Genomic DNA, 26,486 nt, shown 5'->3' on the forward strand with positions numbered 1-26,486 from the left:
CCGAGACCTATGAAACCCTATCCACTGCCCTGCCCTTTGCCTCATGCGTAGCCCTCAACGCCGACGTGAAAGTCGTGAGCCGAGCCAGGTCCAGCGTCTGTTCCGGCGGCTGGTGCGCGAGTGGTTGTGGATAAGTCTAGTGCTGTTGCCGCTGACTGCCTTGTTGTCTTATCGCGCCCAGATCAATCTGCACAATCCGTCGCCAGCGCCCGGCGCGCTGTTGTCCGTGGCGATGGTCGCGGGTGTGCTGGGATTATTGCTGTGGCGGCCGCGTTGGGCGCTGTGGGTAACCTTGGTCGGTATGGCCTGTGCGCTGATCGCCAGCGCCCTGCTGGCCGAAGTCCGCTACTGGTGGTCGCCAACGCCAGCAGCCTTGGGGATGTTGTTCGGTTACCTGATCTGGAACTGGCGACGCCTGAGCGTGGTGCTGACCTACTTCGGCTGGGAGCTGGCACGTCTGGACAGCGAACCGAAAGTCTTTCCTGAACGCCGCCGGACCCGCTTCACCGGTGCCGACCGTTTGCAGGGCCAGATCATGGCGCTCGAACAAGCCATGAGCCGCACCCGCGATACCCGGCGGTTCATTGCCGATGGCCTGGAATACCTGCCGGTGGCGACGCTGATCAGTGATCCGCTGGGCAAGATCCTGCTGGGCAATCGCAAGGCGCGCGAGTTGTTCGAGGATCCGCTGGTGGGCGATGACGTACTCGAGCAACTGGCACGGCTCGGCTATCCGGAATTATCCACAGCGCCGCGACCTCCGCTGGCCACCCTGCCGCTGCTGGAATTTCGCGATCACAAGGAGCGCAGTCTGCGCCTGGAAAGAGCGGCGCTGCTGCCGGTCGACGGCGATACGCCGATCGGTTGGCTGCTCAGCCTGACGGACTTGAGTGCCGAGCGTGCGGCTGAGGAGCAGCGCGGCGTCCTGCTGCGTTTTCTTTCCCACGACCTGCGCGCCCCCCATTCGGCGATCCTCGCCCTGCTGGATGTGCATCGTCATCAGGCGGGTGCTGATGCGCCGCTGTTCGAGCAGATTGAGCGTCAGGTGCGCCGCGCGCTGGATCTGACTGATGGTTTTGTCTTGTTGGCGCGCGCTGAATCCGAAACCTACCAGTTCCGCCCGACATTGTTCGCCATGCTGGTACTGGACGTGCTCGATCAGGCGTTGCCGATCGCCCAGCAGAAACGCATCGAGCTGCTCAACGAGGTCGATGAGCAATGCCAGGAGCGGCTGATTCTGGCCGATCAGGGATTGCTGACGCGCGCCCTGTTCAACCTGCTGGAAAACGCGATCAAGTACAGCCCCGCAGACAGCACTGTGCAACTGAAGGTCAGCTGTGATGGACAGTGGCTGCGCTGCGAATTGACCGATCAGGGCAAGGGCATTGCCGCCGATGAATTGCCTGACCTGTTCAGCCAGTATCGGCGTTTCTCTTCGGCTCAGGGCATCGACGGCGTAGGCTTGGGTTTGTCGATGGTCAAAGCCGTGATTGATCATCATGGCGGTACGATTGAGTGTCGTAGCGTGGTCGATGCGGGAACCACTTTCCTTATCGAGTTGCCGCTGCTTGCTGAATGAAAAAGGGGCGCAAAAAAACCGGCTATATACAGGCTGTGTGAAAACGCACTGATGGTGGTTCCAGCAAACGCCCCGACTTGTTCGGGGCGTTTGCTTTTGTGCTCACAGCAGACGAAAAAAGGCGTTTCAGCCCATCAGCGCCATCATCTGGCGCACGCCCAACACGTTAATTGCTCTTTTCAGGTTGTAGGCGTTCACCGCCAAGGCCATTTCAGCTCTCGCACCTTCAAGCTGTCGCAGCAAGAATCGAGCGTTACCAAATAACCACTGTTTAAGGTTGCCGAAGGGATGTTCGACGATGGATCGTCGGCTGACCATCATTTCGGGATGCGCCTGCATTCGCTGCTCCATTCGCTCGAAAGCCTGTTCGTGCAGATGGCGCGAGATGTATCGGCGTTTGGCGTCGGTGCACTTCGCTTTAATCGTGCAGCTTGCGCAGTCGCTGACCTTCGCTTGGTAGATCCGGCCTTTATTGCTGATCTGCTTAAAGATCAGCCATTTTCCAGCAGGGCATTGATATCGATCTTGCGACGCATCGTAGGCAAATGCTGTTCGATCGAAAAATATCTGTTCCTTGCCGCAGGAGTTGAGTGATCGCGCCACAGGCACATAAGCCGTGATGTTCTCATCCTCACATGCCTGGAACTGCTTGCCATTGGAATAGCCCGCATCCGCGGTGACCGTCAGTTCATCCTGCGAAAGTTGTTCCTTGGCGGCCTTGGCCATCGGTTCAAGTTGCTTGCGATCATCGCTGTCCTGAGTCACTTCATGATGCACGATCATGCAGTTTTCAGCGTCCACGGCTGTCTGCACGTTGTACCCGACCCGAGGCCCTTTGTGCGTTCGCAGCATTCGCGCATCGCTTTCGTGGGTATTGAATTGCTCAAGCTCCATGGATTTCATCAGCGCCTAGCACGTCAAGTTGTTGGAATGCCTGACTTCAAGTTGCGCCAAAGTCGCCTTGATTGCATTGCGGTCAATCTTCTCGCCGGCTTCGGTTTTATCTGCCTCGTCCAGCTCTGCCAAATAGTGGGCGATGCGCTTCTCCAGCTTCTGCTCTTGATGTTGGAGCCGCTTCAAATTCATATGACGCCGTGAAGAGGCGACCGCCTGAAATTTGCTGCCATCAATGGCCACCAACTCGCCGGTTATCAGCCCCGCTGTGCGGCAAAACTGCACAAAGGCCCGGCACGTCGCGATAAAAGCGGCTTTGTTGTCTTTACGGAAATCGGCGATGGTCTTGAAATCAGGCTTGAGTCGATTGATCAGCCACATCACTTCGACGTTGCGCTGGCACTCGGCTTCGAGCCGTCGTGATGAGCGAATCCGCTGGAAATAACCGTAGAGGTAGAGTTTGAGCTGATCCGCTGGATCGTAAGAGGGACGGCCGGTGCTTTTGGGAAGTGCTTTATCAAAGCCCAGTCGAGCCAGATCCAGCTTGGCGACGTAAAGATCGATAACGCGAACGAGGTGATCCTCGGGGATCAACTCTTCCAGCGAGACCGGAAACAGGCTGGTCTGGCTGCGGGACTGTCCCTGGATGTAGGCCATAACGAAAAATGCTCCGTATCTTTCGATACGGAGCATTTTCTTCGAGCGCTGCGCAGATTGCTAGGTTTTCACACAGTCTGATAACGGCCGGTTTTTTTACATCCGAATAAAACTTATGCACGGATTTTGTTCAATTCATAAATTTATAAATATCTATGAAAATCAATAAGTTAGAGAACAATTGCGGTCTTTTTTAGCAAAAGCGTACACAGGTTATCCACAAAATTCAGACAGCCAGCTGGTCACTCGCGGCCGGTGCCTGTGGCGCCGGTGGCAGCGAACCCATTTCACGCTGGGTCTTCTCGTTCCACGCCTGCACACGGTCATTCAGATCAGCGATGGCGCGAGGCCCACTGCCTTCGGCATACATCGGTTCGCCGATGACCACGGTGATCACTCCGGCCTGTTTGCCCCAGCCGATTTTTGGCCAGAATTTGCCGGCATTGTGTGCAATCGGCAGCACCGGAAGCGCCGCATTCACCGCCAATGCACTGCCACTGCGAGAGAATTTTCCGACAGTGCCGTAGGGGACTCGTGTGCCTTCGGGAAAGATCAGCACCCAGACGTTGTCCTTGAGCAGCTCGTCGCCTTTAGCCGCGACTTGTTTGAGCGCGGCCTTCGGGTTGTCGCGGTCGATGGCGATCGGGCGCAACATGGCCATGGCCCAGCCGAAGAACGGCACGTAAAGCAATTCGCGCTTGAGCACTTGGCTCAATGGCGAGAAATAAGCGGAGAGAAAGAACGTCTCCCATGTGCTCTGGTGGTTCGATTGAATCACGCAGGGCCGGTCCGGCACGTTTTCCGCGCCTTTGATTTCGTAGCGGATGCCAAGGAACACCTTGGTCAGCCACAGGGCGCAACGGCACCAGTACACGTTGATGAAACGATAGCGCGCCTTGAAGGACAGAAACGGCGCGATGAAAAAGCTCAGACTGCACCACAGCAACGCTGTTGTGCCCAGCAGCAGATAAAAAACAAAGATTCTGAAGGCCCGCAGTATCGACATGGCGACGGTTACCGTTACGGGGCAATGCCCCGACTGTTCAAGCGCACTCCCGAGCAATCCCTGGCCAGGAAATTCAGAAGTACCCTAGTTGTGGATAAGTTCTGCGGCAATCGCCGCCAGATCGTCAAAAATCAGGGTGCCAACCGGCAGGGTTTTACCCTGAGTCTTTTCGCCTTTCCCGGTCTTCACCAAAACTGGCTGTGAATCGACGGCTTTGGCGGCCTCCAGGTCACCAAGGCTGTCGCCGACGAACCAGACATTGGTCAACGGCACCATGTAATGCTCGGCAATGGTTTTCAACATTCCCGGTTTCGGTTTGCGGCAATCGCAACCTTCGTCCGGGCCATGCGGGCAATACACGATCAAGCCGACCTCGCCGCCCTGCTTCGCGACCAGCTCGCGCAGGCGCGCGTGCATGGCCTCGAGGGTGGCGAGGTCGTAATAGCCGCGAGCAATGCCCGACTGGTTGGTGGCCACCGCCACCGTCCAGCCGGCCTTGCTCAACTGCGCAATCGCTTCGATCGAGCCGGGCAGCGGAATCCACTCCTCCACCGACTTGATGTAGGCATCGGAGTCGTAATTGATCACGCCGTCACGATCGAGAATCAGCAGTTTCAACAGCAATCCCTCAACCCAGCAGCGAAATGTCGGCAACACCGAGGAACAGGCCACGCAGACGCGCCAGCAGCGCGTAACGGTTGGCCCGCACATTGGCATCGTCGGCATTGACCATCACCGCGTCGAAGAACGCGTCGACCGGCTCGCGAAGTGCCGCCAGGCGTGCCAGCGATTCGTTGTACTGACGCGCCGCGGCCATTGGCTGCACCGCTTGATCCGCTTGCTGGATTGCCGAATACAGCGAGAACTCGTTGGCGTTGTCGAAATACTTGGCCTCGACCACGGTCGGTACCGAGCCTTCGACTTTGCTCAACAGGTTCGACACGCGCTTGTTCACCGCGGCCAGCGCTGCCGCTTCCGGCAGTTTGCGGAAGGCCTGAACCGCTTGCACACGCTGGTCGAAGTCCAGCGCCGAACCCGGCTTCAATGCACGTACCGACAGGTAGGTGGCGACGTCGACGCCTTCGTCTTCATAACGCGCACGCAGGCGGTCGAAGATGAATTCCAGCACGGCTTCGTTGAGACCGGCCGCCTTGACCTTGCCGCCGAAGGCATTCACCGCGAAAGCCACGGCGTCGTTCAGATCCAGATCCAGTTGTTTCTCGATCAGGATACGCAGCACGCCCAGTGCCGCACGGCGCAGGGCATAAGGGTCTTTGCTGCCGGTTGGCAGCATGCCGATACCGAAGATGCCGACCAGAGTGTCGAGCTTGTCGGCGATGGCGACAGCTGCACCGGTCAGGGTCGCTGGCAATTCGGCACCGGCACCGCGTGGCATGTACTGCTCGTTCAGCGCCAGCGCGACGTCCTGCGGCTCGCCGTCATTGAGGGCGTAGTAGTAACCGGCGACACCTTGCATCTCCGGGAACTCGCCAACCATTTCGGTGGCCAGGTCGCACTTCGACAGCAGGCCCGCGCGGGCAGCCCACGAGGCGTTGCCGCCGATACGTGCGGCGATGTACGCGGCCAGTTTGGAAACGCGCTCGGCCTTGTCGTAGACGCTGCCGAGTTTTTCCTGGAACACCACGTTTTGCAGGCGCAGGTTGAAGTCTTCGAGTTTCTGCTTCTTGTCCTGCTTGAAGAAGAACTCGGCGTCGGTCAGGCGTGGGCGAACCACTTTCTCGTTACCGGCGATGATCTGCTGCGGGTCTTTGCTTTCGATGTTGGCCACGGTAATGAAACGTGGCAGCAACTTGCCGTCGGCATCCAGCAGGCAGAAATACTTCTGGTTGTCCTGCATGGTGGTGATCAGCGCTTCTTGCGGTACGTCGAGGAAGCGTTCCTCGAACGAGCACACCAGCGGCACCGGCCATTCCACCAGCGCAGTCACTTCGTCGAGCAGTGCCGGCGGAACGATTGCCGTGCCTTCCTGACGGGTGGCCAGCTCTTCGGTGCGCTTGCTGATGATCTCGCGACGCTCGTTGGCATCGGCCAATACGTAAGCGGCACGCAGGTCGGCGAGGTAGCTCGACGGCGAACCGATGCGCACGCTCTCCGGATGATGGAAACGGTGACCACGGGAATCACGGCCAGCCTTCTGCGCGAGGATCGTGCAATCGATGACCTGATCACCGAGCAGCATCACCAGCCACTGCGTCGGACGCACGAATTCTTCCTTGCGCGCACCCCAACGCATGCGTTTCGGAATCGGCAGGTCGTTCAGCGAATCTTCGACGATGGTCGGCAGCAGGCTCGCAGTCGGCTTGCCGGCGATGTTCTGGCTGTAGCGCAGTTTCGGACCGCTCTGGTCGATTTCGCTCAGCTCGACGCCGCACTTCTTGGCGAAGCCGAGGGCGGCCTGAGTCGGATTGCCATCAGCGTCGAACGCGGCCTGACGTGGCGGGCCATCGAGGTTGATGCTGCGATCCGGCTGCTGAGTGGCCAGCGCAGTGATCAGCACGGCCAGACGACGTGGCGCGGCATAAACGGTTTTGCTTTCGTAGCTCAGGCCGGCGGCTTGCAGGCCCTTGTCGATACCGGCGAGGAACGCATCAGCCAAAGTGTTCAGGGCTTTGGGTGGCAGTTCTTCGGTGCCCAGTTCAACCAGAAAATCTTGCGCACTCATTGTGCAGCCTCCAGCTTGGCCAGTACTTCGTCACGCAGGTCCGGGGTCGCCATTGGGAAGCCCAGCTTGGCGCGGGCCAGCAGGTAGGCTTGCGCAACGGAACGCGCCAGGGTGCGTACGCGCAGAATGTATTGCTGACGCGCGGTCACCGAGATCGCCCGGCGCGCATCCAGCAGGTTGAAGGTGTGCGACGCCTTCAGCACCATTTCGTAGCTCGGCAACGGCAGCGGCTGTTCGAGTTCGATCAGGCGCTTGGCTTCGCTTTCATAGAAGTCGAACAGCTCGAACAGTTTGTCGACGTTGGCGTGTTCGAAGTTGTAGGTGGACTGCTCCACTTCGTTCTGGTGGAACACATCGCCATAGGTGACTTTGCCGAACGGGCCGTCAGCCCAGACCAGGTCGTAGACCGAATCGACGCCTTGCAGGTACATCGCCAGACGCTCGAGACCGTAGGTGATCTCGCCGGTCACCGGGTAGCACTCGATGCCGCCCGCTTGCTGGAAGTAGGTGAACTGGGTGACTTCCATGCCATTGAGCCAGACTTCCCAGCCCAGACCCCAGGCGCCGAGGGTCGGCGATTCCCAGTTGTCTTCGACGAAGCGGATGTCGTGCACCAGCGGGTCGAGGCCGACATGCTTGAGCGAGCCCAGGTACAGTTCCTGGAAGTTGTCCGGGTTCGGCTTCAGGACTACCTGGAACTGGTAGTAGTGCTGCAGACGGTTCGGGTTTTCGCCGTAACGGCCGTCAGTCGGACGGCGGCTTGGCTGCACGTACGCGGCGTTCCAGGTTTCCGGGCCGATGGCGCGCAGGAAGGTCGCGGTGTGGAAAGTGCCGGCGCCTACTTCCATATCGTAGGGCTGAAGTACCACACAACCTTGCTCGGCCCAGTATTGCTGGAGCGCGAGGATCAAGTCTTGGAAGGTACGCACGGCTGGCGTAGGCTGGCTCACGAAATTCACCTGTTTCTTGGGCTGCGATTTAAAGAGCGGGAGTATACCCGATTCGTTGCTGCGCACGCCCCCTGGAGCCTTATGCCACGCTGCTTTTGGTGTACCGAAGATCCGCTGTACATGGCTTATCACGATCAGGAGTGGGGCACGCCGCTGCGCGATGCGCAGGGTTTGTTCGAGTTGCTTTTGCTCGAAGGGTTCCAGGCCGGGTTGTCGTGGATCACTGTGCTGCGCAAACGCGAGCGTTACCGTCAGGTGCTGTTCGGCTTCGATGTGCAGCGCGTGGCGCAGATGAGTGACGCCGAGATCGACGAACTGATGCTCGACCCGGGCATCATCCGCAATCGCCTGAAACTCAACGCTGCGCGGCGCAATGCCCAGGCGTGGCTGGCGCTGGAGGATCCGGTGGCGTTGCTCTGGTCATTCGTAGGCGACCAACCGATCATCAATCATTTCAAGGATCGCAGCGAAGTCCCGGCGATCACCCCGGAAGCGCTGGCGATGAGCAAGGCGCTGAAAAAAGCCGGCTTCACCTTCGTCGGTCCGACCATTTGCTACGCGCTGATGCAGGCCTCGGGCATGGTCATGGACCACACCCAGGATTGCGACCGCTACGCGCAGCTTGCCAACGCCGGTTAGAATGCCCGCCTCGCGCACAGCACAAAGATCAGGAGTGACCTGTGGAAAAGTTTAAAGGCGCCTTGCTGGTAGGCGCTCTGCGGCTGTTTGCCCTGCTGCCATGGCGAGCCGTGCAGGCCATGGGTTCGGCGATCGGCTGGATCATGTGGAAAACCCCCAATCGTTCCCGCGACGTGGTGCGGATCAACCTGTCCAAGTGTTTTCCGCAGATGGATGCGGCCGAACGTGAGCGTCTGGTCGGGCAGAGCCTGAAAGACATCGGCAAGTCGCTGACCGAAAGCGCCTGCGCGTGGATCTGGCCGGCGCAGCGCTCGATCGATCTGGTTCGCGAAGTTGAAGGCCTCGATGTGCTCAAGGATGCGCTCGCTTCGGGCAAAGGCGTGGTCGGCATCACCAGCCACCTCGGCAACTGGGAAGTGCTCAACCACTTCTATTGCAGCCAGTGCAAACCGATCATTTTCTACCGTCCGCCGAAGCTCAAGGCAGTGGATGAATTGCTGCGCAAACAGCGCGTGCAACTGGGCAACAAGGTCGCGGCGTCGACCAAGGAAGGCATTCTCAGCGTCATCAAGGAAGTGCGTAAGGGTGGTGCCGTGGGCATTCCCGCCGACCCGGAACCAGCCGAATCCGCCGGGATTTTCGTACCGTTTTTCGCCACCCAGGCACTGACCAGCAAATTCGTGCCGAACATGTTGGCCGGCGGCAAAGCGGTCGGTGTGTTCCTGCACGCCCTGCGCCTGCCTGACGGCTCGGGCTACAAAGTGATTCTCGAAGCCGCGCCAGAAGCGATGTACAGCACCGATACCGCAGAGTCCTGCGCAGCCATGAGCAAAGTGGTCGAGCGTTACGTCTCGGCGTATCCGAGCCAGTACATGTGGAGCATGAAACGCTTCAAGAAGCGTCCGCCGGGCGAGGCGCGCTGGTACTGAGCAACTTCGATGGGGTGACGGTTGATGCAGACGGGCTCGCCTTGCTCAATCGGTAGCTCAAGGCGCCTGCCGCTCGAGCTTTTTCAGGAATACCGTCATCTCCTTCTCGGCCTGTTTGTCACCGTGGGCGCGGGCCGCTTCCAGGCCCTGTTCCCAGGCCTGACGCGCAGCGGCGTGATCGCCTAGCGCCAGCTGCGCCTTGCCCAGCAGCTTCCACGCTGCCGAGTATTTCGGATCGAAAGCGACACAACGCTGAAAATGCTCGGCAGCCTTGGCGTTTTCACCCAAGTCCAGATAACCCTTGCCCAGACCGAAGCGCAGCAGAGCGTTATCCACACCCTTGGCGAGCATTTTTTCGAGGGATTCGAGCATTGGCGGATTCCTTTCTATTGTTCGTCAGAGAACCTGCGAGTCTGTCAAACCGCTTTCGCGAGCAGGCTCGCTCCCACATTTGGAATGCATTCCACTGTGGGAGCGAGCCTGCTCGCGAAGGGGCCATCACGGGCAACGTTGTCTTCAGGTCAGAAAAAGCTCAATCCCACATGAAACAGCTTCTCCACATCGCGAATATGCTTTTTATCCACAAGGAACAGAATCACATGGTCACCCGCTTCGATCACCGTGTCGTCGTGGGCGATGATCACGTTCTCGTTGCGGATCACCGCGCCGATGGTGGTGCCCGGCGGCAGGCCGATCTTCTCGATTGGCTTGCCGATCACCTTGCTGGATTTCGCATCACCGTGGGCAATCGCCTCGATCGCTTCCGCCGCGCCGCGCCGCAGTGAGTGCACGCTGACGATATCGCCACGGCGCACGTGGGCGAGCAAGGTGCCGATGGTCGCCAGTTGCGGGCTGATGGCGATATCGATGTCGCCGCCCTGGATCAGGTCGACGTAGGCCGGGTTGTTGATGATCGTCATGACCTTTTTCGCCCCCAGCCGTTTGGCCAGCAGCGACGACATGATGTTGGCTTCGTCATCGTTGGTCAGGGCGAGGAAGATATCGGCGTCGGCGATGTTCTCTTCCAGCAGCAGATCGCGATCCGACGCACTGCCCTGCAACACCACGGTGCTGTCGAGGGTGTCGGAGAGGTAGCGGCAGCGCGCCGGGCTCATCTCGATGATCTTCACCTGATAGCGGCTTTCGATGGCTTCGGCCAAGCGCTCGCCGATCTGCCCTCCACCGGCGATAACGATGCGTTTGTAGGTTTCGTCGAGGCGACGCATTTCGCTCATCACTGCGCGAATGTCCTCACGGGCAGCGATGAAGAACACCTCGTCATCGGCCTCGATCACCGTGTCGCCCTGGGGCAGGATCGGCCGATCACGGCGGAAGATCGCCGCCACGCGGGTTTCGACATTCGGCATGTGCTCGCGCAACTGGCGCAGTTGCTGGCCGACCAGCGGCCCGCCGTAATAGGCGCGCACCGCCACCAGTTGCGCCGCGCCTTCGGCGAAGTCGATCACCTGCAAGGCGCCGGGATGCTGGATCAGGCGCTTGATGTAGTTGGTCACGACCTGCTCGGGGCTGATCAGCACGTCGACCGGAATCGCTTCGTTCTGGAACAACTGCTCCTCGCGATTGAGGTACGACGCTTCGCGCACGCGAGCGATCTTGGTCGGCGTGTGGAACAGCGTGTGGGCGACCTGGCAGGCAACCATGTTGGTTTCGTCGCTGTTGGTCACCGCTACCAGCATGTCAGCGTCGTCGGCACCGGCCTGACGCAGCACCGACGGCAGCGAGCCCCGGCCCTGCACGGTGCGGATGTCGAGGCGGTCGCCGAGGTCGCGCAGGCGCTCGCCATCGGTGTCGACCACAGTGATGTCGTTGGCCTCGCTGGCCAAATGTTCGGCCAGCGAACCGCCGACCTGTCCCGCACCGAGGATGATGATTTTCATCCAGTCACTCCATGAATCCGTTTAGCCGCGCGCGGCGGCGATCTTGATCAGCTTGGCGTAGTAAAACCCGTCATGCCCGCCCTGCTGGGCCAGCAACTGGCGACCATGGGGCTGCTTGATGCCGGCCGCTGTGGCCAGATCCAGTTCACGGGCACCGGGGGTGCGCTCGAGGAACGCGGCGATGACTTCGGTGTTCTCGGTCGGCAGCGTGGAGCACGTGGCGTACAGCAGAATGCCGCCGACTTCGAGGGTTTTCCACATGGCGTCGAGCAGTTCGCCTTGCAGTTGCGCGAGCGCGACGATGTCGTCCGGCTGGCGGGTCAGCTTGATGTCCGGATGGCGGCGTATCACGCCGGTGGCCGAGCATGGCGCGTCGAGGAGGATGCGCTGGAACGGTTTGCCGTCCCACCATTTGTCGATATCGCGACCGTCGGCAGCGATCAGTTCAGCGTTGAGGCCGAGGCGCTCGAGGTTTTCCTTTACGCGCACCAGACGCTTGGCTTCCAGATCCACCGCTACCACGCCAGCGAGCGCTGGTTCGGCTTCGAGGATGTGGCAGGTCTTGCCGCCAGGGGCGCAGCAGGCGTCGAGTACGCGCTGGCCCGGCGCCAGATCGAGCAGGTCGGCGGCCAGCTGCGCGGCTTCGTCCTGCACGCTGATCCAGCCTTCGGCGAAACCCGGCAGGCTGCGCACATCGGCAGCAGCTTCGAGGACGATGCCGTCGCGGCTGTAAACGCACGGCGTCGCGGCGATCCCGGCTTCGCCCAGCAACGCAAGATAAGCATCGCGGCTGTGATGACGGCGGTTGACCCGCAGGATCATTGGCGGATGCGCGTTGTTCGCTGCGCAGATCGCTTCCCACTGCTCGGGCCAAAATGCCTTCAGGGATTTTTGCAGCCAGCGCGGGTGGGCCGTGCGCACCACCGGGTCGCGTTCCAGTTCGGCGAAGATCGTCTCGCTTTCGCGCTGGGCATTGCGCAGCACGGCGTTGAGCAGACCTTTGGCCCAAGGTTTTTTCAGCTTGTCTGCGCAGCCGACGGTTTCGCCGATCGCGGCATGGGCCGGTACCCGGGTGTAGAGCAGTTGATACAGACCGACCAGCAGCAACGCCTCGACATCAGCGTCGGCGGCTTTGAACGGTTTCTGCAGAAGTTTTTCCGCCAGTGCCGACAGGCGTGGCTGCCAGCGTGCGGTACCGAAGGCCAGATCCTGAGTGAAACCGCGATCACGATCCTCGACCTTGTCCAGTTGCGTCGGCAGGGAACTGTTCAGCGAAGCCTTGCCGCTGAGTACGGCAGCGAGTGCCTTGGCGGCGGCCAGACGCGGGTTCATTGCGCATCCACCGCTGCGCCGAGGACGCTGCCGACGGCGAATTTCTCGCGGCGGCTGTTGAACAGGTCGCTGAAGTTCAGCGCCTTGCCGCCAGGCAATTGCAGGCGGGTCAGGCACAGCGCTTGTGCACCGCAGGCGACAATCAGGCCGTCCTTGCTGGCGCTGAGGATTTCACCCGGGGCGCCAGTGCCTTCGGTCACAGTTGCGGCCAGCACTTTCAACGCTTCGCCATTGAGCGTGCTGTGGGTGATCGGCCATGGATTGAAGGCGCGGACCAGACGTTTCAGCTCCACCGCCGGACGGCTCCAGTCGATGCGTGCTTCGTCTTTGTTCAGTTTGTGCGCGTAGGTGGCGAGCTCGTCGTTCTGCACCTCACCTTGCAGGGTGCCGGCAGCCAGACCGGCAATCGCCTGCACCACAGCGGGCGGACCCATCTCGGCGAGGCGATCATGCAGGGTGCCGCCGGTGTCTTCAGCGGTGATCGGCGTGACGACCTTGAGCAACATCGGCCCGGTATCCAGCCCGGCCTCCATGCGCATCACCGTTACACCGCTTTCGGCATCGCCGTGTTCGACCGCGCGCTGGATCGGCGCCGCACCGCGCCAGCGCGGCAGCAACGACGCATGGCTGTTGATGCAACCCAGACGCGGAATATCCAGCACCGCTTGCGGCAGGATCAAACCGTAGGCGACCACCACCATCAAGTCCGGCTTCAGCGCGGCCAGCTCCGCCTGGGCCTCGGCATTGCGCAAGGTCGGCGGCTGCAACACCTGGATATTATTTTCCAGGGCGAGTTGTTTGACCGGGCTTGGCATCAGTTTTTGCCCACGGCCGGCCGGGCGATCCGGCTGGGTGTAGACCGCGACGATCTCGTACGGGCTGCTCAGCAGGGCCTTGAGGTGTTCGGCGGCGAATTCCGGGGTGCCGGCAAAAACAATGCGCAGTGGCTCAGTCATGAAAGGCGTCTCATAAAAAGAAAAAGGCTTGCCGCAGCAAGCCTTTGAAGAGGGGCATCAAGCGTTCTGGCGGTGCAGCTTTTCCAGTTTCTTCTTGATCCGGTCGCGTTTGAGCGTGGACAGGTAATCGACGAACAATTTGCCGTTGAGGTGGTCGCATTCGTGCTGGATGCACACCGCGAGCAGGCCTTCGGCAATCAGCTCATAGGGCTTGCCGTCGCGGTCCAGCGCCTTGATTTTGACCTTCTGCGGGCGGTCGACGTTTTCGTAGAAGCCCGGTACCGAAAGGCAGCCTTCCTGATACTGGTCCATCTCCTCGGTCAGCGATTCGAACTCGGGGTTGATGAACACCCGTGGCTCGGTGCGGTCTTCGGACAGGTCCATCACGACGATACGTTTGTGCACGTTGACCTGGGTCGCGGCGAGGCCGATGCCCGGCGCTTCATACATTGTTTCAAACATGTCGTCGACCAACTGACGCACTTCGTCGTCCACTACAGCCACTGGTTTGGCGATAGTGCGCAGACGCGGGTCCGGAAATTCGAGGATGTTTAAAATGGCCATAGGCTTCGATTGCTGCACACGTTGAGTAAAGTCGGGTCGATGGCCTGGCGGGTCCGAAGATGCAGGCTACCGTTGTGAAGCGTAGCTTCTGAAAAACAGAAGCGAGCCACGGGGGCTCTGACGATTCACGCGAATGCACATGATAAAGGGATTCACTGCATGAGGAAAACACTACTCGCCCTGCTGCTTCTGGCTTCGGCCGGCGTCGCGCAAGGGCAAGTGCAACTCAAGGATGGTTTTCCACAGCAATACACGGTGGTTTCCGGGGACACGCTCTGGGACATTTCCGGCAAATACCTGCGCGAGCCCTGGCAGTGGCCACAACTGTGGCGGGCCAATCCGCAGATCGAAAACCCCAACCTGATCTATCCCGGCGACACGCTGACCCTCAGCTACGTCAACGGCCAGCCGCAACTGACCGTCCATCGGGGCGAGTCGCGCGGCACCATCAAGCTCTCGCCACGGATTCGCACCAGCCCGGTGGCCGAGGCGATTCCAAGCATTCCGCTGAAATCGATCAACAGCTTTCTGCTGAGCAATCGCATCGTCGACAAGGCCGAAGACTTCGACAAGGCGCCGTACATCGTCGCGGGCGATGCCGAACGGGTGCTCAGCGGTACCGGTGACCGCATCTTCGCCCGTGGCCATTTCGATCCGGAGCAACCGGTGTACGGCATCTTCCGCCAGGGCAAGGTCTACACTGACCCGCAGACCAAGGAATTCCTCGGCATCAACGCCGACGATATCGGCGGCGGCGAGGTTGTTGCCACCGAAGGCGACGTTGCCACTCTCGCCTTGCAACGCACCACCCAGGAAGTGCGCCTCGGTGACCGCTTGTTCGGCGGTGAAGAACGCTCGATCAATTCGACTTTCATGCCCAGCGCGCCGAAGCGTTCCATCGACGGCCTGATCATCGACGTGCCACGCGGCGTCACGCAGATCGGTGTGATGGACGTGGTTACCCTGAACAAAGGCAAACGTGACGGTCTGGCCGAAGGCAATGTCCTGGCGGTGATGAAAACCGGCGAAACGGTGCGCGACCGGATTACCGGCCAACCGCTGAAAATTCCCGATGAACGAGCCGGCCTGCTGATGGTGTTCCGCACCTACGACAAACTCAGTTACGGCCTGGTCCTCAATGCTTCACGCTCGCTGGCGGTGCTCGACAAGGTGCGAAATCCGTAAGCTTGCTTAACAAGTTACCAACAGAGTTATCCACAGCTTGTTCCGAATGGTTCGGAGCATCGAACGATCAAGGATGATCCATTCATGTTGTCTGTCAGTACAGCCATTTCCCCGGCGGAACTGGAGGCGCGTCTGCGCCTGCACCGCATGCCGGATATCGGCCCCAAGCGTTTTGCCAAACTGCTCGAAGCCTTCGGCTCGGCGTCCAAAGCCCTCAGCGCGCCGGCCAGTGCCTGGCGCTCGCTGGGATTGCCGGCGGCGTGCGCCGAGGCACGGCGTTGTCCGACGGTGCGCGACGGCGCCAGCCACGCAATGCGCTGGCTAGAGCGCCCCGGTCAACATTTGCTGATGTGGGACCAGGCGGACTATCCAGCGTTGCTGGCGCAGATTCCTGACCCGCCGCCACTGTTATTCGTCGCCGGCGATCCGTCGATTCTGGAGAAGCCGCAGCTGGCGATGGTCGGCAGCCGCCGCGCTTCGCGCCCGGGCATGGACACGGCGGCGGCGTTTTCTCGCAGTCTGGCCGGGGCCGGTTTTGTCATCACCAGTGGTCTGGCGCTGGGCATCGATGCCGCTGCCCATCAGGCTGCTCTGGACGTTGGCGGCTTGACCGTGGGGGTGCTTGGCACCGGCCTGGAAAATTTTTATCCACAGCGCAATAAACGCCTGGCTGAGGCGATGATTGCGTCGGGCAGCGCGGTGCTCTCGGAGTTTCCGCTGGACGCCGGGCCAACCGCGAGCAACTTCCCCCGGCGCAATCGCATCATCAGCGGGTTATCCCTTGGCGTGCTGGTGGTCGAGGCCAGTGTTGCCAGCGGTTCGTTGATTACCGCGCGGCTGGCGGCAGAGCAAGGGCGCGAGGTTTATGCCATTCCGGGCTCTATCCATCACCCCGGCGCGCGCGGTTGTCACCAGTTGATTCGCGACGGGGCGGTGTTGGTGGAGACTATCGAACATATCCTCGAAGCGCTGCGCGGCTGGCAGCAACCGTTGTTATCCACAGCGCCGCCGCAGGCCGATCACCCGTTGCTGGCGCTGCTTCACGCCGCGCCGCACACCAGCGAGGCGTTGGCCGCGAGCTGTGGCTGGGCGTTGCCGAAAGTGCTGGCAACGTTGACCGAGCTGGAAATCGAAGGCCGTGCGGTATGCGAAAACGGTCGCTGGCTGGCGCGGTCGAGCTAGGTTTTACGATGAAGATCGGTAAACTGCGCGAAACCTGTTTGTGGAGAGTTTTTTCATGGTCAACAGTTGGCGTGTGCAACAAGCCGCGCGTGAAGTTCGCGCCGGCGCGGTGATTGCCTATCCAACCGAAGCCGTCTGGGGGCTGGGTTGCGACCCGTGGAACGAAGACGCAGTGGACCGCTTGCTGGCGATCAAGAATCGTTCGGTGAGCAAAGGGCTGATCCTGGTCGCCGACAATATCCGCCAGTTCGATTTCCTCTTCGAGGACTTCCCGCAGGACTGGATCGACCGCATGGCCAGCACCTGGCCTGGGCCGAACACCTGGCTGGTGCCGCACCAGAACCTGTTGCCGGAGTGGGTCACAGGCGTGCATGACACCGTAGCGCTGCGAGTCAGCGATCACCCGCAGGTGCGCGACTTGTGCTCGCTGGTCGGGCCGCTGATCTCGACATCAGCCAATCCACAGGGGCGACCGCCCGCGCGCACGCGTTTGCGCATCGAGCAGTATTTCCGTGGGCAGGTCGATCTGGTGCTCGGCGGCAGCCTTGGCGGGCGCAAGAATCCTAGCGTGATCCGCGACCTGGCCACCGGTAACGTCGTTCGTCCTGACTGACGCCCTTCTTTTTATTTTTTTGCGGACTCCTCGGCGCTATCGACGAGGAGTTCTGCGCATGCCTGCAGTTTATTCCTGCACTCGTTTAAAACTTATCCGTTGCCATTGTTCTTGCATGCGTCAGACGGATCTTCGACTCTGCAATATCTGTAAGTTTTCCCACGCGATTATCAGAACGCGTGCAGTGGCGAGATTTTCAAAAGCATCCATTCTTTCAATGTGCTTGATACAACTTCGAAATGTTAATGGCTGCGGAGAAGTAATGGATATTACGGATTTACACCTCAAGGATTATCTGCAGGGCTTTCAGGAGACACTCAAGAATCAACAGGCCGACTATCGAGTGGCCATTCTTGAGGCGGGGTCGGACGCCGGAGAATTCGAGCGTTTCATTGGTCGGCAGTTTCGCCTGCGATTGCAGCATTACATGCTCACCTCCAGAGCCCGGGCGCTGGAAACCCACTTGGCGATCACCTCGCGCAGTACGCACTTCTTGCTCTACCAGCGAGATCAACTCATTGCAGTGCTGCGGGCAACCCCGGCGCCGTTCGAATGGGCCTCACTGGCGCAGCATCACGTGTCTCCCACTGTGGCATTGGCACGGCATGTCGAATTCAGTCGCTTGATCACCCATTCCCAGCAGCACCGGCCGGTGTCGATCAATGGCCTGCTCGCCACCGCCGCCGAATGGGCGATCGATCGCGGATATCATGGGGTCACGGCCTTGTGCAGATCGCCACAGCGGCAACTGTTTCAGCGCTTCGGCCTGACACCGATCGCTTCGCACGCCATGCATATCGAGCAGCGTGCCCGGGGCGATTATTGGCTGTTGTCCGCCGAATGGCGGCAAATTCTGATGGCCCTGGATCAGCCAGTGAACATGAACGTGCATCAGCCGGAGTATCGTGATGTTCATAACCGTCAGTATTGATCCGCCAATAATCGAAGAGTGGGCAGAGAAATGGCTTGTATACGAGTCGAAGAAGTTGCGCAGGAAGTTTTCCGGTCGTAGGCCAGCGGCGAAGAAGCTTCACCGGAAGATGTACTTGATATAGCTGAAAGATACTCGGCGAACTCATGGAAGAGTTCACCGAGTATCAACTTGAAGCGTTATGGCAACAGAATCGTGGAACCGGTAGTGCGCCGTGCCGACAGTTCGGTTTGTGCTTTTGCCGCATCGGCCAATGCATGGCGCTGGCTGATGTCGACCTTCAGCTTGCCGCTGATGATCATCTCGAACAGCTCGTCGGCCATGCGCTGCAGGTTCTCGGCGTTGTTGGCGTAGGTCGCCAGCGTAGGCCGGGTGACGTACAACGAGCCCTTCGCGGCAAGAATGCCCAGGTTGACGCCGTCGACTGCGCCCGAAGCATTGCCGAAACTCACCACCAGGCCACGTGGTGCCACGCTGTCCAGGGACGTGAGCCAGGTGTCCTTGCCGACGCCGTCATACACCACCGGGACTTTCTTGCCGTCAGTCAGCGCCAGCACGCGCTCGGCAACGTTTTCATGGCTGTAGTCGATGGTGGCCCAGGCGCCGTTGGTCTTGGCCAGTTCGGCTTTCTCCTTCGAGCTGACGGTGCCGATCAGCTTCACGCCCAGCGCTTTGGCCCATTGGCAGGCCAGAGAGCCGACTCCACCGGCTGCGGCGTGGAACAGAATGGTTTCGCCGCCCTGCAGTTGGTAGGTCTGGCGCAGCAGGTATTGCACGGTCAGACCCTTGAGCATGACCCCGGCGGCGGTTTCGAAACTGATTTCATCGGGCAGGCGCACCAGATTGTCCTGCGGCAGCACGTGCAACTGGCTGTAGGCGCCGAGCGGGCCGCTGCCGTATGCCACGCGATCGCCGACCTTGAACCGGGTGACTTCGCTGCCCACCGCTTCGACCGTGCCGGCGCCTTCCGAACCCAGGCCGGACGGCAACGCGGGCGGCGCATAGAGGCCGCTGCGGTAATAGGTGTCGATGAAGTTCAGGCCGATCGCCTGGTTGGCCACGCGCACCTGATTCGGCCCGGGCGCAGCGGGTTCGTAGTCAACATATTCGAGCACTTCGGGACCGCCGTGGGCGCGGAACTGGATACGCTTTGCCATCTGCCTGCTCTCCTTGGGTCGTTGCTAAGCCCTCTATCCAACTCCCCTGCTTGATCTTCGTCAACTGCGGCGCGCCGGTCTGCGATGGTATGCTACGCGCCCATTTGCGCCGCCCGCCTGTCGGGACGCCGCCCGATTCAAGGTGAAGCCATGACGACCCGCACCGACGCCGTAAAGGCCTATCTGCTCGATCTGCAAGACCGCATCTGCGCTGCACTGGAAACCGAAGACGGCGGCAAATGCTTCGTCGAAGACGCCTGGACCCGGCCGGCGGGCGGTGGCGGGCGCACCCGCGTGCTGGAAAACGGTACGCTGATCGAAAAGGGCGGCGTCAATTTTTCCCATGTATTCGGCAGCGGCCTGCCGCCGTCGGCCAGCGCCCATCGGCCGGAACTGGCCGGGCGTGGTTTCGAGGCGCTCGGCGTGTCGCTGGTGATCCACCCGCACAACCCGCATGTGCCGACCTCCCACGCCAACGTGCGTTTTTTCATTGCTGAAAAAGAAGGCGAAGAACCGGTCTGGTGGTTCGGCGGCGGTTTCGATCTGACCCCGTATTACGGCGTTGAGGAAGATTGCATTCATTGGCACCGCGTCGCCGAGCAAGCCTGTGCGCCGTTCGGTGCGGACGTCTATCCGCGTTACAAGGCCTGGTGCGACACCTATTTCCATATCAAGCATCGTCATGAGCCACGGGGCATTGGCGGTCTGTTCTTCGACGATCTGAACGAGTGGGATTTCGACACCAGTTTCGCCTTCATGCGCGCCATCGGCGATGCCTATATCGAAGCCTACCTGCCGATCGTGCAGCGGCGCAAGAATGACGCCTTCACTGCCCAGCAGCGCGAATTCCAGGAATTCCGCCGAGGCCGCTACGTCGAATTCAACCTGGTTTACGACCGTGGCACGCTGTTCGGTCTGCAATCGGGTGGCCGCACTGAATCGATTCTGATGTCGCTGCCACCGCAAGTGCGCTGGGGCTATGACTGGAAGGCCGAGCCGGGCAGCGCAGAAGCGCGCCTGACCGATTATTTCCTGCAGGATCGCGACTGGCTGGCCGAGGCCTGAGGACGGGTGATGGATCGTTACGTCGTTTTCGGTAATCCGATCGGCCACAGCAAGTCGCCGATGATTCACCAGTTGTTCGCCGAACAGACCGGCCAGCGCCTCGACTACAGCACGCTGCTGGCGCCGCTGGATGATTTTGTCGGCTGCGCCAAGGCGTTCTTTCGCGAAGGGCGCGGCGCCAATGTGACGGTGCCGTTCAAGGAAGACGCCTACCGTCTGGCCAACAGCCTGACCGCCCGCGCGCAGCGCGCCGGTGCGGTGAACACCTTGAGCAAACTGGACGATGGCTCACTGCTCGGCGACAACACCGATGGCGCCGGCCTGGTCCGCGATCTGACGGTGAATGCCGGGTTCAGCCTGACCGGTAAGCGCATCCTTTTGCTCGGCGCTGGCGGCGCGGTGCGCGGTGCGCTGGAGCCATTGCTGGCGGAGAAGCCGGCCTCGGTGATCATCGCCAATCGCACCGTGGACAAGGCTGAACTGCTGGCCGAGTTGTTCTGCGACCTCGGGCCGGTGTCGGCCAGTGGTTTCGACTGGCTGCGCGAACCGGTGGACGTGATCATCAACGCCACCTCCGCCAGCCTGACCGGTGACGTGCCGCCGATTGCGCCAAGCCTGATCGAGCCAGGCCAGACGCTGTGCTACGACATGATGTACGGCAAGGAACCGACCGCGTTCTGCCGCTGGGCCACTGAGCACGGCGCGGCGCTGGCGATGGATGGTCTGGGCATGCTCGCCGAACAGGCAGCCGAGGCGTTCTGGCTGTGGCGTGGCGTACGCCCGGATACCGCGCCGGTACTCGCCGAGCTGCGCCGCCAACTGGCCCTTTAAGCTTTGCTCCCACATTGAAATACGATCAATGTGGGAGCGAGCCTGCTCGCGAATCGCATCACCACCGCGATATCAGATCAATCCTCAAACCTGATTGGGCACTTCTCCGCCCCCTCCAGCTTCCTCAGTTCCTCCACCACTGGCGGCCGCGCCCGGCGTAAGGTCAGGCTGCGACCCTGGCCCAGCAGCCGTCGCGCTTCCTGATGCAGCATCTCCACCCCCGAATAATCGATGAAGTTGATCTGCTCTGCCTCGATCACCACCCGCGCGCCATGCAGGCGTTGCAGGCGCACTTGCAGGTAATGGCTGGCGCCGAAGAAGATCGAACCACCCACGCGCAACACATCGTCGTCACCGTCGCGCCAATGCTGTACCCGTGGTTGTGAGGTGCGCTTGAGGTAGAAAAACAGCGACGCCAGCACCCCGGCGTAAATCGCCGTCTGCAATTCCAGCAGCAAGGTCGCAAGACAGGTCAGGGCCATCACCACGAACTCGGCGCGGCTGACCCGCAGCAAAGCGCGAATGCCTCGGTGATCGACCAGACCCCAGGCAATCAACAGGATGCTGCCGGCCATGGCCGGGATCGGGATGTGCGCGATCAGCCCTGCGCCGAACACCGCGAACAGCGCCACCCAGAGCGCCGAAAACACCCCGGCCAGCGGCGAGCAGGCACCCGCCTCGTAACTCAATCCCGAGCGGGTAAACGATCCGGCTGAGAGCGACCCGGAAAAGAACGCGCCGACGATGTTCGACAAACCCTGTGCGCGGACTTCCTGATTGGCGTCGAGCAACTGTTGCGAGCGCGCCGAAATCGAGCGGGCAATCGACAGGCTGGTGACCAGCCCGAGCATGCCCACTGCCACCGCGCTTGGCAGCAGGCGCAGGATAGCCTCCAGATCCAGCGGCAGCGTACTGAACGGCGGCAGGCGTCCGACGAAAGCGCTGACCAGATGCACATGGCCGAACATCGCTGGCCAGATCCACACCAGCAGACTGGCCAGCACCAGCGTGAGCAACAGCGTCGGCCAGCGCGGCAGAAGTTTTTTCAGGGCCACGCCGACGATTACCGTGCCGACGCCGAGCATCAGCGAAGGCTTATCCACAGCCCCCAGATGCCGCAACAGGTCCATCAGGCTGGCGAGCGCTGTGGTGTTGGCCGGCAATTCCAGCCCGAGCAGATTGGGCAATTGCCCGATGGCGATCACCACGGCGGCACCGAGGGTGAAGCCGAGCACCACCGAATGCGAAACGAAATTCACCAGTGCGCCAAAGCGCAGCAAGCCGAGCAACCACTGGAAAATCCCCGCAAGGAACGTCAGCAGCAGGATCAGGGTGATGTAGTCCTCGGAAGCCGGCACCGCGAGCGGGCTGACGCTGGCGTACAGGACAATCGAAATCGCCGCCGTCGGGCCGCAGATCAGATGCCATGACGACCCCCACAGGCAGGCGATCAACACCGGGATGATCGCCGCATACAGGCCGTATTCCGGTGGCAGTCCGGCAATCAGCGCGTAGGCAATCGACTGGGGCAAGGCGAGAATCGCACCGCTGAGGCCGACGATCAGGTCCCGCCCGACGCTGGCGCGGGTTTGCCGTGGCAACCAGCTCAGGAAAGGAAAAAGTGAATGGCGGCTGGGGAAGGCCATGGGTCCTCGCGGTTGGGGTTTTGTTCAAGGTTATCAGGGTGTCAGGTGTAAAAGCCCCTCACCCTAGCCCTCTCCCTGAGGGAGAGGGGACTGACCGAGCTGTTTGTTGAAGATTCACCGACCTGCGATTTCGGCGTTGAACGCAAGTTTCGATTCAACAGCGATCGGCTCCCTTTCCCCCTCGCCCCCTTGGGGGAGAGGGCTGGGGTGAGGGGGAAAAAATCTCCAGCCGAACGCTATTCCAGCAACCCTGAGATCAAAGCTTGGCCTTCACCGCCACCAACGCATCCTTGCCATCCACGGTCTTCACGCCATCCAGCCACTTGTCCAGCACCGCCGGATTGGCCTTGATCCACGCCTTCGCCGCTTCGGCATTGCTGATCTTCTTGTTCACCACCTCGGCCATGATGCTGTTCTCCATGTCCTGGGTGAAGGCCAGATTGGTCAGTAACTTGCCCACATTCGGGCAGGCCTCGGCGTAGCCCTTACGGGTCAGGGTGAAGACGTTGCCGGTGTCGCCGAAGTATTTTTCGCCGCCCTTGAGGTAACGCATTTTCAGCTGCACGTTCATCGGGTGCGGGGTCCAGCCGAGGAAGGTGACGAATTTCTGTTTCTTCACCGCCCGCGACACTTCGGCGAGCATCGCCTGTTCGCTGGACTCGATCAGCTTCCACTGCCCCATGTTGAAGTCATTCTTCTTGATGATCTCCTGCAACGAAATGTTCGCCGGCGCGCCTGATCCGATGCCGTAGATCTTCTTGTCGAACTTGTCGGCGAATTTGTTCAGGTCGGCAAAATCATGCACACCCGCCTCCCAGACATAGTCGGGGACGGCGAGAGTGAATTCGGTGCCTTCGAGGTTTTTCGCCAATTGCGTCACATCACCGGTGGCGACGAACTTGTCATAGAAGCCCTGCTGCGCCGGCATCCAGTTGCCGAGGAACACGTCCACCTGGCCATCCTTCAAGCCGCCGAAGGTGATCGGCACCGCGAGGGTGTCGACCTTGGCCTTGTAGCCCATGCCGTCGAGCAGAAATCCGGTGATGGCATTGGTCGCGGCGATGTCGCTCCAGCCCGGATCGGCCATCTTCACGGTTTCGCAACTTTGCTCGGCGAAGGCCGAGGCGCTGCTCAATGCGATCAGGCCAACGGTGACAGCTGTGGATAACTTGCGCATGGACTTCCCCTTAACGTTATTGGTTTTGGCAGGGTTGTGGATAACGGGCCTTGCGCTCCAGATCATCAAGGTCGATGTGGTTGCGCATGTACTGCTGACTGGCATCGACCAGCGGCTGGTGATCCCAGCTCTTCAACTTGCCGATGGTTAACGCATCGGCGACGAAACGGCGTCGGCGCTGGCTGGCCAGTACGTCCCGATGGATTGCCGGAATGTCCCACTTGGCCCGCGCTTCGGCGAGAAAGTCTTCGAACAGCGGACGATGTTGCGGCGATTGGCTCAGCTCTTCTTCTTCGCGCGGATCGTTATCCACATCGAAGAGTAGGCACGGGTCGCTTTCGCTGTAGATAAATTTGTAGGCGCCCCGGCGAATCATCATCAGCGGGCTCACAGTGCCTTCGGCCATGTATTCGCCGAACACCTCGTCGTGTCCGCCCTGCCCTTGCAGGTGCGGCAGCAAGGAACGGCCGTCCAGCGGCAGGCCCGGCTCAAGCGTGCCACCGGCCAGATCCACGAAGGTCGGCAGCAGGTCGGCGGTGGAAACGGCGGCGCTGACCCGGCCGGCCTCGAATTGTCCCGGGGCGCTGATCAGCAGCGGCACTCGAGCAGCCATCTCGAACCAGTGCATTTTGTACCAGAGGCCTTTCTCGCCGAGCATGTCGCCATGGTCACCGGAGAAGACGATGACGGTGTCATCGATCAGCCCGGTTTCCTCAAGGGTTTGCAGCAGTTTGCCGACATTGGCGTCGATATAGCTGCAAGCGCCGAAGTAGGCGCGACGGGCATCGCGGATCTTATCCACAGGCAGCGGCTTGTCCCACAGGTCGTAAACCTTGAGCAGACGTTGCGAGTGCGGATCGAGTTCGTCCTGGTTCAAGGCTGTAGGCAACGGGATATCGGCATCGTCATACATATCCCAGAAAGCCTTGGGAATCGTGTACGGATCGTGCGGGTGGGTCATCGACACAGTCAGGCAGAACGGCTGGTCGCCGTCCTCGCGGATGTGATCGAACAGATATTGCTGCGCCTTGAACACCACCTCTTCGTCGAAATCCAGCTGATTGGTGCGCACGCACGGCCCGGCCTGCAGTACCGAAGACATATTGTGATACCAGCTCGGCCGCACGTCCGGCTCGTCCCAGTTCACCGCCCAACCGTAATCGGCCGGGTAGATATCGCTGGTCAGGCGTTCTTCATAACCGTGCAACTGGTCCGGCCCGCAGAAATGCATCTTGCCCGACAGCGCGGTGCGGTAGCCGAGACGCCGCAGGTAATGCGCGTAAGTCGGAATGTCGGCAGGAAAGTCAGCCGCGTTGTCGTAGGCGCCGATCTTGCTCGGCAACTGGCCGCTGACCAGGGTGAAACGCGACGGCGCGCACAGCGGGCTGTTGCAGTAAGCAGCATCGAACACCACGCCTTGGGCGGCGAGGCGGGACAGATTCGGCAGTTTGATTGGCGATGGGCCGTAGAACGGCAACATTGGCGCGGCCATTTGATCGGCCATGATGAAAAGAATGTTCTTGCGCTTCATGTGATCGCGGCATTCCATGTTGAATATTTATGCGAGAGTGCTGCGATCGAGCATGGATTCCATGCCTGTTCCGGTAAAGCCCGCGCCGGACAATGACTAGGATAAGTACAGCTTATGTATGACGCCCTCGGTGACCTCTCCCTCGATCTGCTGCGCGCTTTTGAAGCGGCGGCGCGCCATCGCAGTTTTACCGCTGCTGCGGTTGAGCTTGGCACCACGCAACCGGCTATCAGCCAGCAGATAAAACGTCTGGAGGAGCAGCTCGGTACGCGCCTGTTCGACCGGATTTACCGGGGTATCGAGTTGACAGAGGTTGGCGCCCTGCTTTTCGAGCAAGTTAGCCTCGGTATGCAGAATATCGATGCAGGATTAAGCGCAATCAGCACTCAGCAGCAACATGAAGTGCTGCAAGTGGCCACGGATTTCGCTTTCGCCGCTTATTGGCTGATGCCGCGCCTGCATCGCTTCCATGAGGCCAATCCGCATATCGATGTCAGCTTGGTCACCAGCGAGCGCAACCACAACATGCTGCGCACCGACATCGACGTGGCGATCCTGTTTGGCGATGGTCGATTCAAGCAGGGTGAGAGCCACTGGCTGTTCAGCGAAGAAGTGTTCCCGGTGTGCAGCCCGCTGCTGCTCAAGGAGCGTTCATTGCCGTTGCCCGCGCAGGCCCTGCTGGAATTGCCGCTGCTGCATCTGCGTGGTGAAAACAGCAGCAACTGGTTCGACTGGAGCGGGCTGTTCCGTCAACTTGGCCTGACCACGCCGCCGGCGCCGGGGCAGCTGCGCTTCGACAATTACACGTTATTGATCCAAGCGGCGATCGGCGGGCAAGGCGTGGCAATCGGTTGGCGCCACCTTGTGGATAACTTGCTGGTGCAGGGTTTGCTATGCCGGCCGCTGGCGGAAACCACGCTGTCGCGGCTGGGGTATTACGTGGTGTTACCGCAACGCAAGCGTCGGGGTGCACTGATTCAAGAATTTGTCGATTGGTTAATGGCGGAACAGGCCAGCAGTGCCGAATCGCTTAACGGTCTGGCCCTGCCCTCGATTGCGGTGTGAAGAGCAAAAGATCGTC

Annotated in this window: 23 protein-coding genes and 1 pseudogene; 10 read left to right on the forward strand and 14 right to left on the reverse strand. The window is 60.6% G+C overall.

Annotated features, from left to right (window positions below; all coding sequences use genetic code 11):
- Positions 1-43: 43 nt before the first annotated feature.
- Entirely contained in the window at positions 44-1,579 is a 1,536-nt protein-coding gene (locus ACZ9BE_RS24615) for a sensor histidine kinase (RefSeq protein WP_476250030.1), read from the forward strand.
- A 126-nt stretch (positions 1,580-1,705) separates the two neighbouring features.
- Here the strand turns inward: ACZ9BE_RS24615 and ACZ9BE_RS24620 are convergent.
- From ACZ9BE_RS24620 to glyQ, 5 genes and pseudogenes are all read right to left on the reverse strand, one after another.
- A pseudogene (locus tag ACZ9BE_RS24620) lies at positions 1,706-3,130 on the reverse strand (IS1182 family transposase).
- 226 nt (positions 3,131-3,356) lie between these two features.
- Positions 3,357-4,136 carry a lysophospholipid acyltransferase family protein gene (locus ACZ9BE_RS24625; RefSeq protein ID WP_041476517.1) on the reverse strand — a complete coding sequence of 260 codons (780 nt, stop codon included), beginning with the start codon at positions 4,134-4,136 and terminating at the stop codon, positions 3,357-3,359.
- Between the two features lie 84 nt (positions 4,137-4,220).
- On the reverse strand, positions 4,221-4,760 hold the full coding sequence (gene gmhB / locus ACZ9BE_RS24630) for a D-glycero-beta-D-manno-heptose 1,7-bisphosphate 7-phosphatase (RefSeq protein WP_476250031.1): 540 nt from the start codon (positions 4,758-4,760) through the stop codon (positions 4,221-4,223).
- 4 nt (positions 4,761-4,764) lie between these two features.
- Positions 4,765-6,819: a glycine--tRNA ligase subunit beta gene (glyS, locus tag ACZ9BE_RS24635; protein ID WP_076564738.1), complete on the reverse strand. Its 2,055-nt coding sequence runs from the start codon at positions 6,817-6,819 to the stop codon at positions 4,765-4,767.
- The gene (gene glyQ / locus ACZ9BE_RS24640) at positions 6,816-7,769 is read right to left on the reverse strand and encodes a glycine--tRNA ligase subunit alpha (RefSeq protein ID WP_057023233.1); all 954 of its coding nucleotides are present in this window, start codon (positions 7,767-7,769) and stop codon (positions 6,816-6,818) included. The genes glyS and glyQ overlap by 4 nt, the downstream gene beginning before the upstream one ends.
- An 81-nt stretch (positions 7,770-7,850) precedes the next feature.
- On the opposite strand from glyQ, the gene ACZ9BE_RS24645 reads away from it, so the two are divergent.
- Together ACZ9BE_RS24645 and ACZ9BE_RS24650 are read left to right on the forward strand one after the other, a co-directional pair.
- On the forward strand, positions 7,851-8,408 hold the full coding sequence (locus tag ACZ9BE_RS24645) for a DNA-3-methyladenine glycosylase I (RefSeq protein ID WP_056791133.1): 558 nt from the start codon (positions 7,851-7,853) through the stop codon (positions 8,406-8,408).
- Positions 8,409-8,449: 41 nt separating this feature from the next.
- The gene (locus ACZ9BE_RS24650; RefSeq protein WP_476250032.1) at positions 8,450-9,337 is read left to right on the forward strand and encodes a lysophospholipid acyltransferase; all 888 of its coding nucleotides are present in this window, start codon (positions 8,450-8,452) and stop codon (positions 9,335-9,337) included.
- A 57-nt stretch (positions 9,338-9,394) separates the two neighbouring features.
- On the opposite strand, the gene ACZ9BE_RS24655 is transcribed toward ACZ9BE_RS24650, so the two are convergent.
- The 5 genes from ACZ9BE_RS24655 to def all read right to left on the reverse strand — a co-directional run bounded on the left by ACZ9BE_RS24655 (position 9,395) and on the right by def (position 14,087).
- Complete coding sequence (locus ACZ9BE_RS24655) at positions 9,395-9,709, reverse strand: tetratricopeptide repeat protein (protein WP_041476513.1); 315 nt, start codon at positions 9,707-9,709, stop codon at positions 9,395-9,397.
- 149 nt (positions 9,710-9,858) lie between these two features.
- Complete coding sequence (gene trkA, locus ACZ9BE_RS24660; protein WP_041476512.1) at positions 9,859-11,235, reverse strand: Trk system potassium transporter TrkA; 1,377 nt, start codon at positions 11,233-11,235, stop codon at positions 9,859-9,861.
- Between the two features lie 21 nt (positions 11,236-11,256).
- Positions 11,257-12,567 carry a 16S rRNA (cytosine(967)-C(5))-methyltransferase RsmB gene (gene rsmB / locus ACZ9BE_RS24665; protein ID WP_263470051.1) on the reverse strand — a complete coding sequence of 437 codons (1,311 nt, stop codon included), beginning with the start codon at positions 12,565-12,567 and terminating at the stop codon, positions 11,257-11,259.
- Positions 12,564-13,523, reverse strand: coding sequence for a methionyl-tRNA formyltransferase (fmt, locus tag ACZ9BE_RS24670; protein ID WP_476250033.1), 960 nt, complete (start codon positions 13,521-13,523; stop codon positions 12,564-12,566). The genes rsmB and fmt overlap by 4 nt, the downstream gene beginning before the upstream one ends.
- Before the next feature lie 57 nt (positions 13,524-13,580).
- Positions 13,581-14,087: a peptide deformylase gene (def, locus tag ACZ9BE_RS24675; RefSeq protein WP_041476509.1), complete on the reverse strand. Its 507-nt coding sequence runs from the start codon at positions 14,085-14,087 to the stop codon at positions 13,581-13,583.
- A 159-nt stretch (positions 14,088-14,246) separates the two neighbouring features.
- On the opposite strand from def, the gene ACZ9BE_RS24680 reads away from it, so the two are divergent.
- From ACZ9BE_RS24680 to ACZ9BE_RS24695, 4 genes are all read left to right on the forward strand, one after another.
- On the forward strand, positions 14,247-15,272 hold the full coding sequence (locus ACZ9BE_RS24680) for a LysM peptidoglycan-binding domain-containing protein (RefSeq protein WP_476250034.1): 1,026 nt from the start codon (positions 14,247-14,249) through the stop codon (positions 15,270-15,272).
- An 84-nt stretch (positions 15,273-15,356) separates the two neighbouring features.
- Entirely contained in the window at positions 15,357-16,454 is a 1,098-nt protein-coding gene (dprA, locus tag ACZ9BE_RS24685) for a DNA-processing protein DprA (protein WP_056791151.1), read from the forward strand.
- Positions 16,455-16,509: 55 nt separating this feature from the next.
- A complete protein-coding gene (tsaC, locus tag ACZ9BE_RS24690) occupies positions 16,510-17,067 on the forward strand; it encodes an L-threonylcarbamoyladenylate synthase type 1 TsaC (protein WP_039757175.1) in 558 nt (185 codons plus the stop codon).
- 262 nt (positions 17,068-17,329) lie between these two features.
- Positions 17,330-17,998, forward strand: coding sequence for a hypothetical protein (locus ACZ9BE_RS24695; protein ID WP_457264810.1), 669 nt, complete (start codon positions 17,330-17,332; stop codon positions 17,996-17,998).
- Between the two features lie 179 nt (positions 17,999-18,177).
- On the opposite strand, the gene ACZ9BE_RS24700 is transcribed toward ACZ9BE_RS24695, so the two are convergent.
- Positions 18,178-19,155, reverse strand: a complete 978-nt coding sequence (locus tag ACZ9BE_RS24700) for a quinone oxidoreductase family protein (RefSeq protein WP_476250035.1) — start codon at positions 19,153-19,155, stop codon at positions 18,178-18,180.
- Positions 19,156-19,305: 150 nt separating this feature from the next.
- On the opposite strand from ACZ9BE_RS24700, the gene hemF reads away from it, so the two are divergent.
- A complete protein-coding gene (hemF, locus tag ACZ9BE_RS24705; protein WP_024014963.1) occupies positions 19,306-20,220 on the forward strand; it encodes an oxygen-dependent coproporphyrinogen oxidase in 915 nt (304 codons plus the stop codon).
- A 9-nt stretch (positions 20,221-20,229) separates the two neighbouring features.
- Entirely contained in the window at positions 20,230-21,051 is an 822-nt protein-coding gene (gene aroE / locus ACZ9BE_RS24710; RefSeq protein ID WP_252868530.1) for a shikimate dehydrogenase, read from the forward strand.
- A 77-nt stretch (positions 21,052-21,128) separates the two neighbouring features.
- On the opposite strand, the gene ACZ9BE_RS24715 is transcribed toward aroE, so the two are convergent.
- From ACZ9BE_RS24715 to betC, 3 genes are all read right to left on the reverse strand, one after another.
- The gene (locus ACZ9BE_RS24715; protein WP_353188842.1) at positions 21,129-22,697 is read right to left on the reverse strand and encodes a SulP family inorganic anion transporter; all 1,569 of its coding nucleotides are present in this window, start codon (positions 22,695-22,697) and stop codon (positions 21,129-21,131) included.
- Positions 22,698-22,953: 256 nt separating this feature from the next.
- Positions 22,954-23,874 carry a choline ABC transporter substrate-binding protein gene (choX, locus tag ACZ9BE_RS24720; RefSeq protein WP_130910444.1) on the reverse strand — a complete coding sequence of 307 codons (921 nt, stop codon included), beginning with the start codon at positions 23,872-23,874 and terminating at the stop codon, positions 22,954-22,956.
- Between the two features lie 16 nt (positions 23,875-23,890).
- On the reverse strand, positions 23,891-25,405 hold the full coding sequence (betC, locus tag ACZ9BE_RS24725) for a choline-sulfatase (RefSeq protein WP_476250036.1): 1,515 nt from the start codon (positions 25,403-25,405) through the stop codon (positions 23,891-23,893).
- Positions 25,406-25,519: 114 nt separating this feature from the next.
- Here betC and ACZ9BE_RS24730 point away from each other — a divergent pair, with 114 nt between their 5' ends.
- A complete protein-coding gene (locus ACZ9BE_RS24730; RefSeq protein WP_476250037.1) occupies positions 25,520-26,470 on the forward strand; it encodes a choline sulfate utilization transcriptional regulator in 951 nt (316 codons plus the stop codon).
- The last annotated feature ends 16 nt before the right edge of the window (positions 26,471-26,486 follow it).

The organism is Pseudomonas sp. TE9122, assembly GCF_056278925.1.

Coding starts and splice junctions, on each gene's coding strand:
- ACZ9BE_RS24615 (WP_476250030.1), top strand. CDS start 44: ATGCGTAGCCCTCAACGCCGACGTGAAAGTCGTGAGCCGAGCCAGGTC.
- ACZ9BE_RS24625 (WP_041476517.1), bottom strand. CDS start 4,136: ATGTCGATACTGCGGGCCTTCAGAATCTTTGTTTTTTATCTGCTGCTG.
- glyS (WP_076564738.1), bottom strand. CDS start 6,819: ATGAGTGCGCAAGATTTTCTGGTTGAACTGGGCACCGAAGAACTGCCA.
- ACZ9BE_RS24645 (WP_056791133.1), top strand. CDS start 7,851: ATGCCACGCTGCTTTTGGTGTACCGAAGATCCGCTGTACATGGCTTAT.
- ACZ9BE_RS24655 (WP_041476513.1), bottom strand. CDS start 9,709: ATGCTCGAATCCCTCGAAAAAATGCTCGCCAAGGGTGTGGATAACGCT.
- trkA (WP_041476512.1), bottom strand. CDS start 11,235: ATGAAAATCATCATCCTCGGTGCGGGACAGGTCGGCGGTTCGCTGGCC.
- rsmB (WP_263470051.1), bottom strand. CDS start 12,567: ATGAACCCGCGTCTGGCCGCCGCCAAGGCACTCGCTGCCGTACTCAGC.
- fmt (WP_476250033.1), bottom strand. CDS start 13,523: ATGACTGAGCCACTGCGCATTGTTTTTGCCGGCACCCCGGAATTCGCC.
- def (WP_041476509.1), bottom strand. CDS start 14,087: ATGGCCATTTTAAACATCCTCGAATTTCCGGACCCGCGTCTGCGCACT.
- ACZ9BE_RS24680 (WP_476250034.1), top strand. CDS start 14,247: ATGAGGAAAACACTACTCGCCCTGCTGCTTCTGGCTTCGGCCGGCGTC.
- dprA (WP_056791151.1), top strand. CDS start 15,357: ATGTTGTCTGTCAGTACAGCCATTTCCCCGGCGGAACTGGAGGCGCGT.
- tsaC (WP_039757175.1), top strand. CDS start 16,510: ATGGTCAACAGTTGGCGTGTGCAACAAGCCGCGCGTGAAGTTCGCGCC.
- ACZ9BE_RS24695 (WP_457264810.1), top strand. CDS start 17,330: ATGGATATTACGGATTTACACCTCAAGGATTATCTGCAGGGCTTTCAG.
- ACZ9BE_RS24700 (WP_476250035.1), bottom strand. CDS start 19,155: ATGGCAAAGCGTATCCAGTTCCGCGCCCACGGCGGTCCCGAAGTGCTC.
- hemF (WP_024014963.1), top strand. CDS start 19,306: ATGACGACCCGCACCGACGCCGTAAAGGCCTATCTGCTCGATCTGCAA.
- aroE (WP_252868530.1), top strand. CDS start 20,230: ATGGATCGTTACGTCGTTTTCGGTAATCCGATCGGCCACAGCAAGTCG.
- ACZ9BE_RS24715 (WP_353188842.1), bottom strand. CDS start 22,697: ATGGCCTTCCCCAGCCGCCATTCACTTTTTCCTTTCCTGAGCTGGTTG.
- choX (WP_130910444.1), bottom strand. CDS start 23,874: ATGCGCAAGTTATCCACAGCTGTCACCGTTGGCCTGATCGCATTGAGC.
- betC (WP_476250036.1), bottom strand. CDS start 25,405: ATGAAGCGCAAGAACATTCTTTTCATCATGGCCGATCAAATGGCCGCG.
- ACZ9BE_RS24730 (WP_476250037.1), top strand. CDS start 25,520: ATGTATGACGCCCTCGGTGACCTCTCCCTCGATCTGCTGCGCGCTTTT.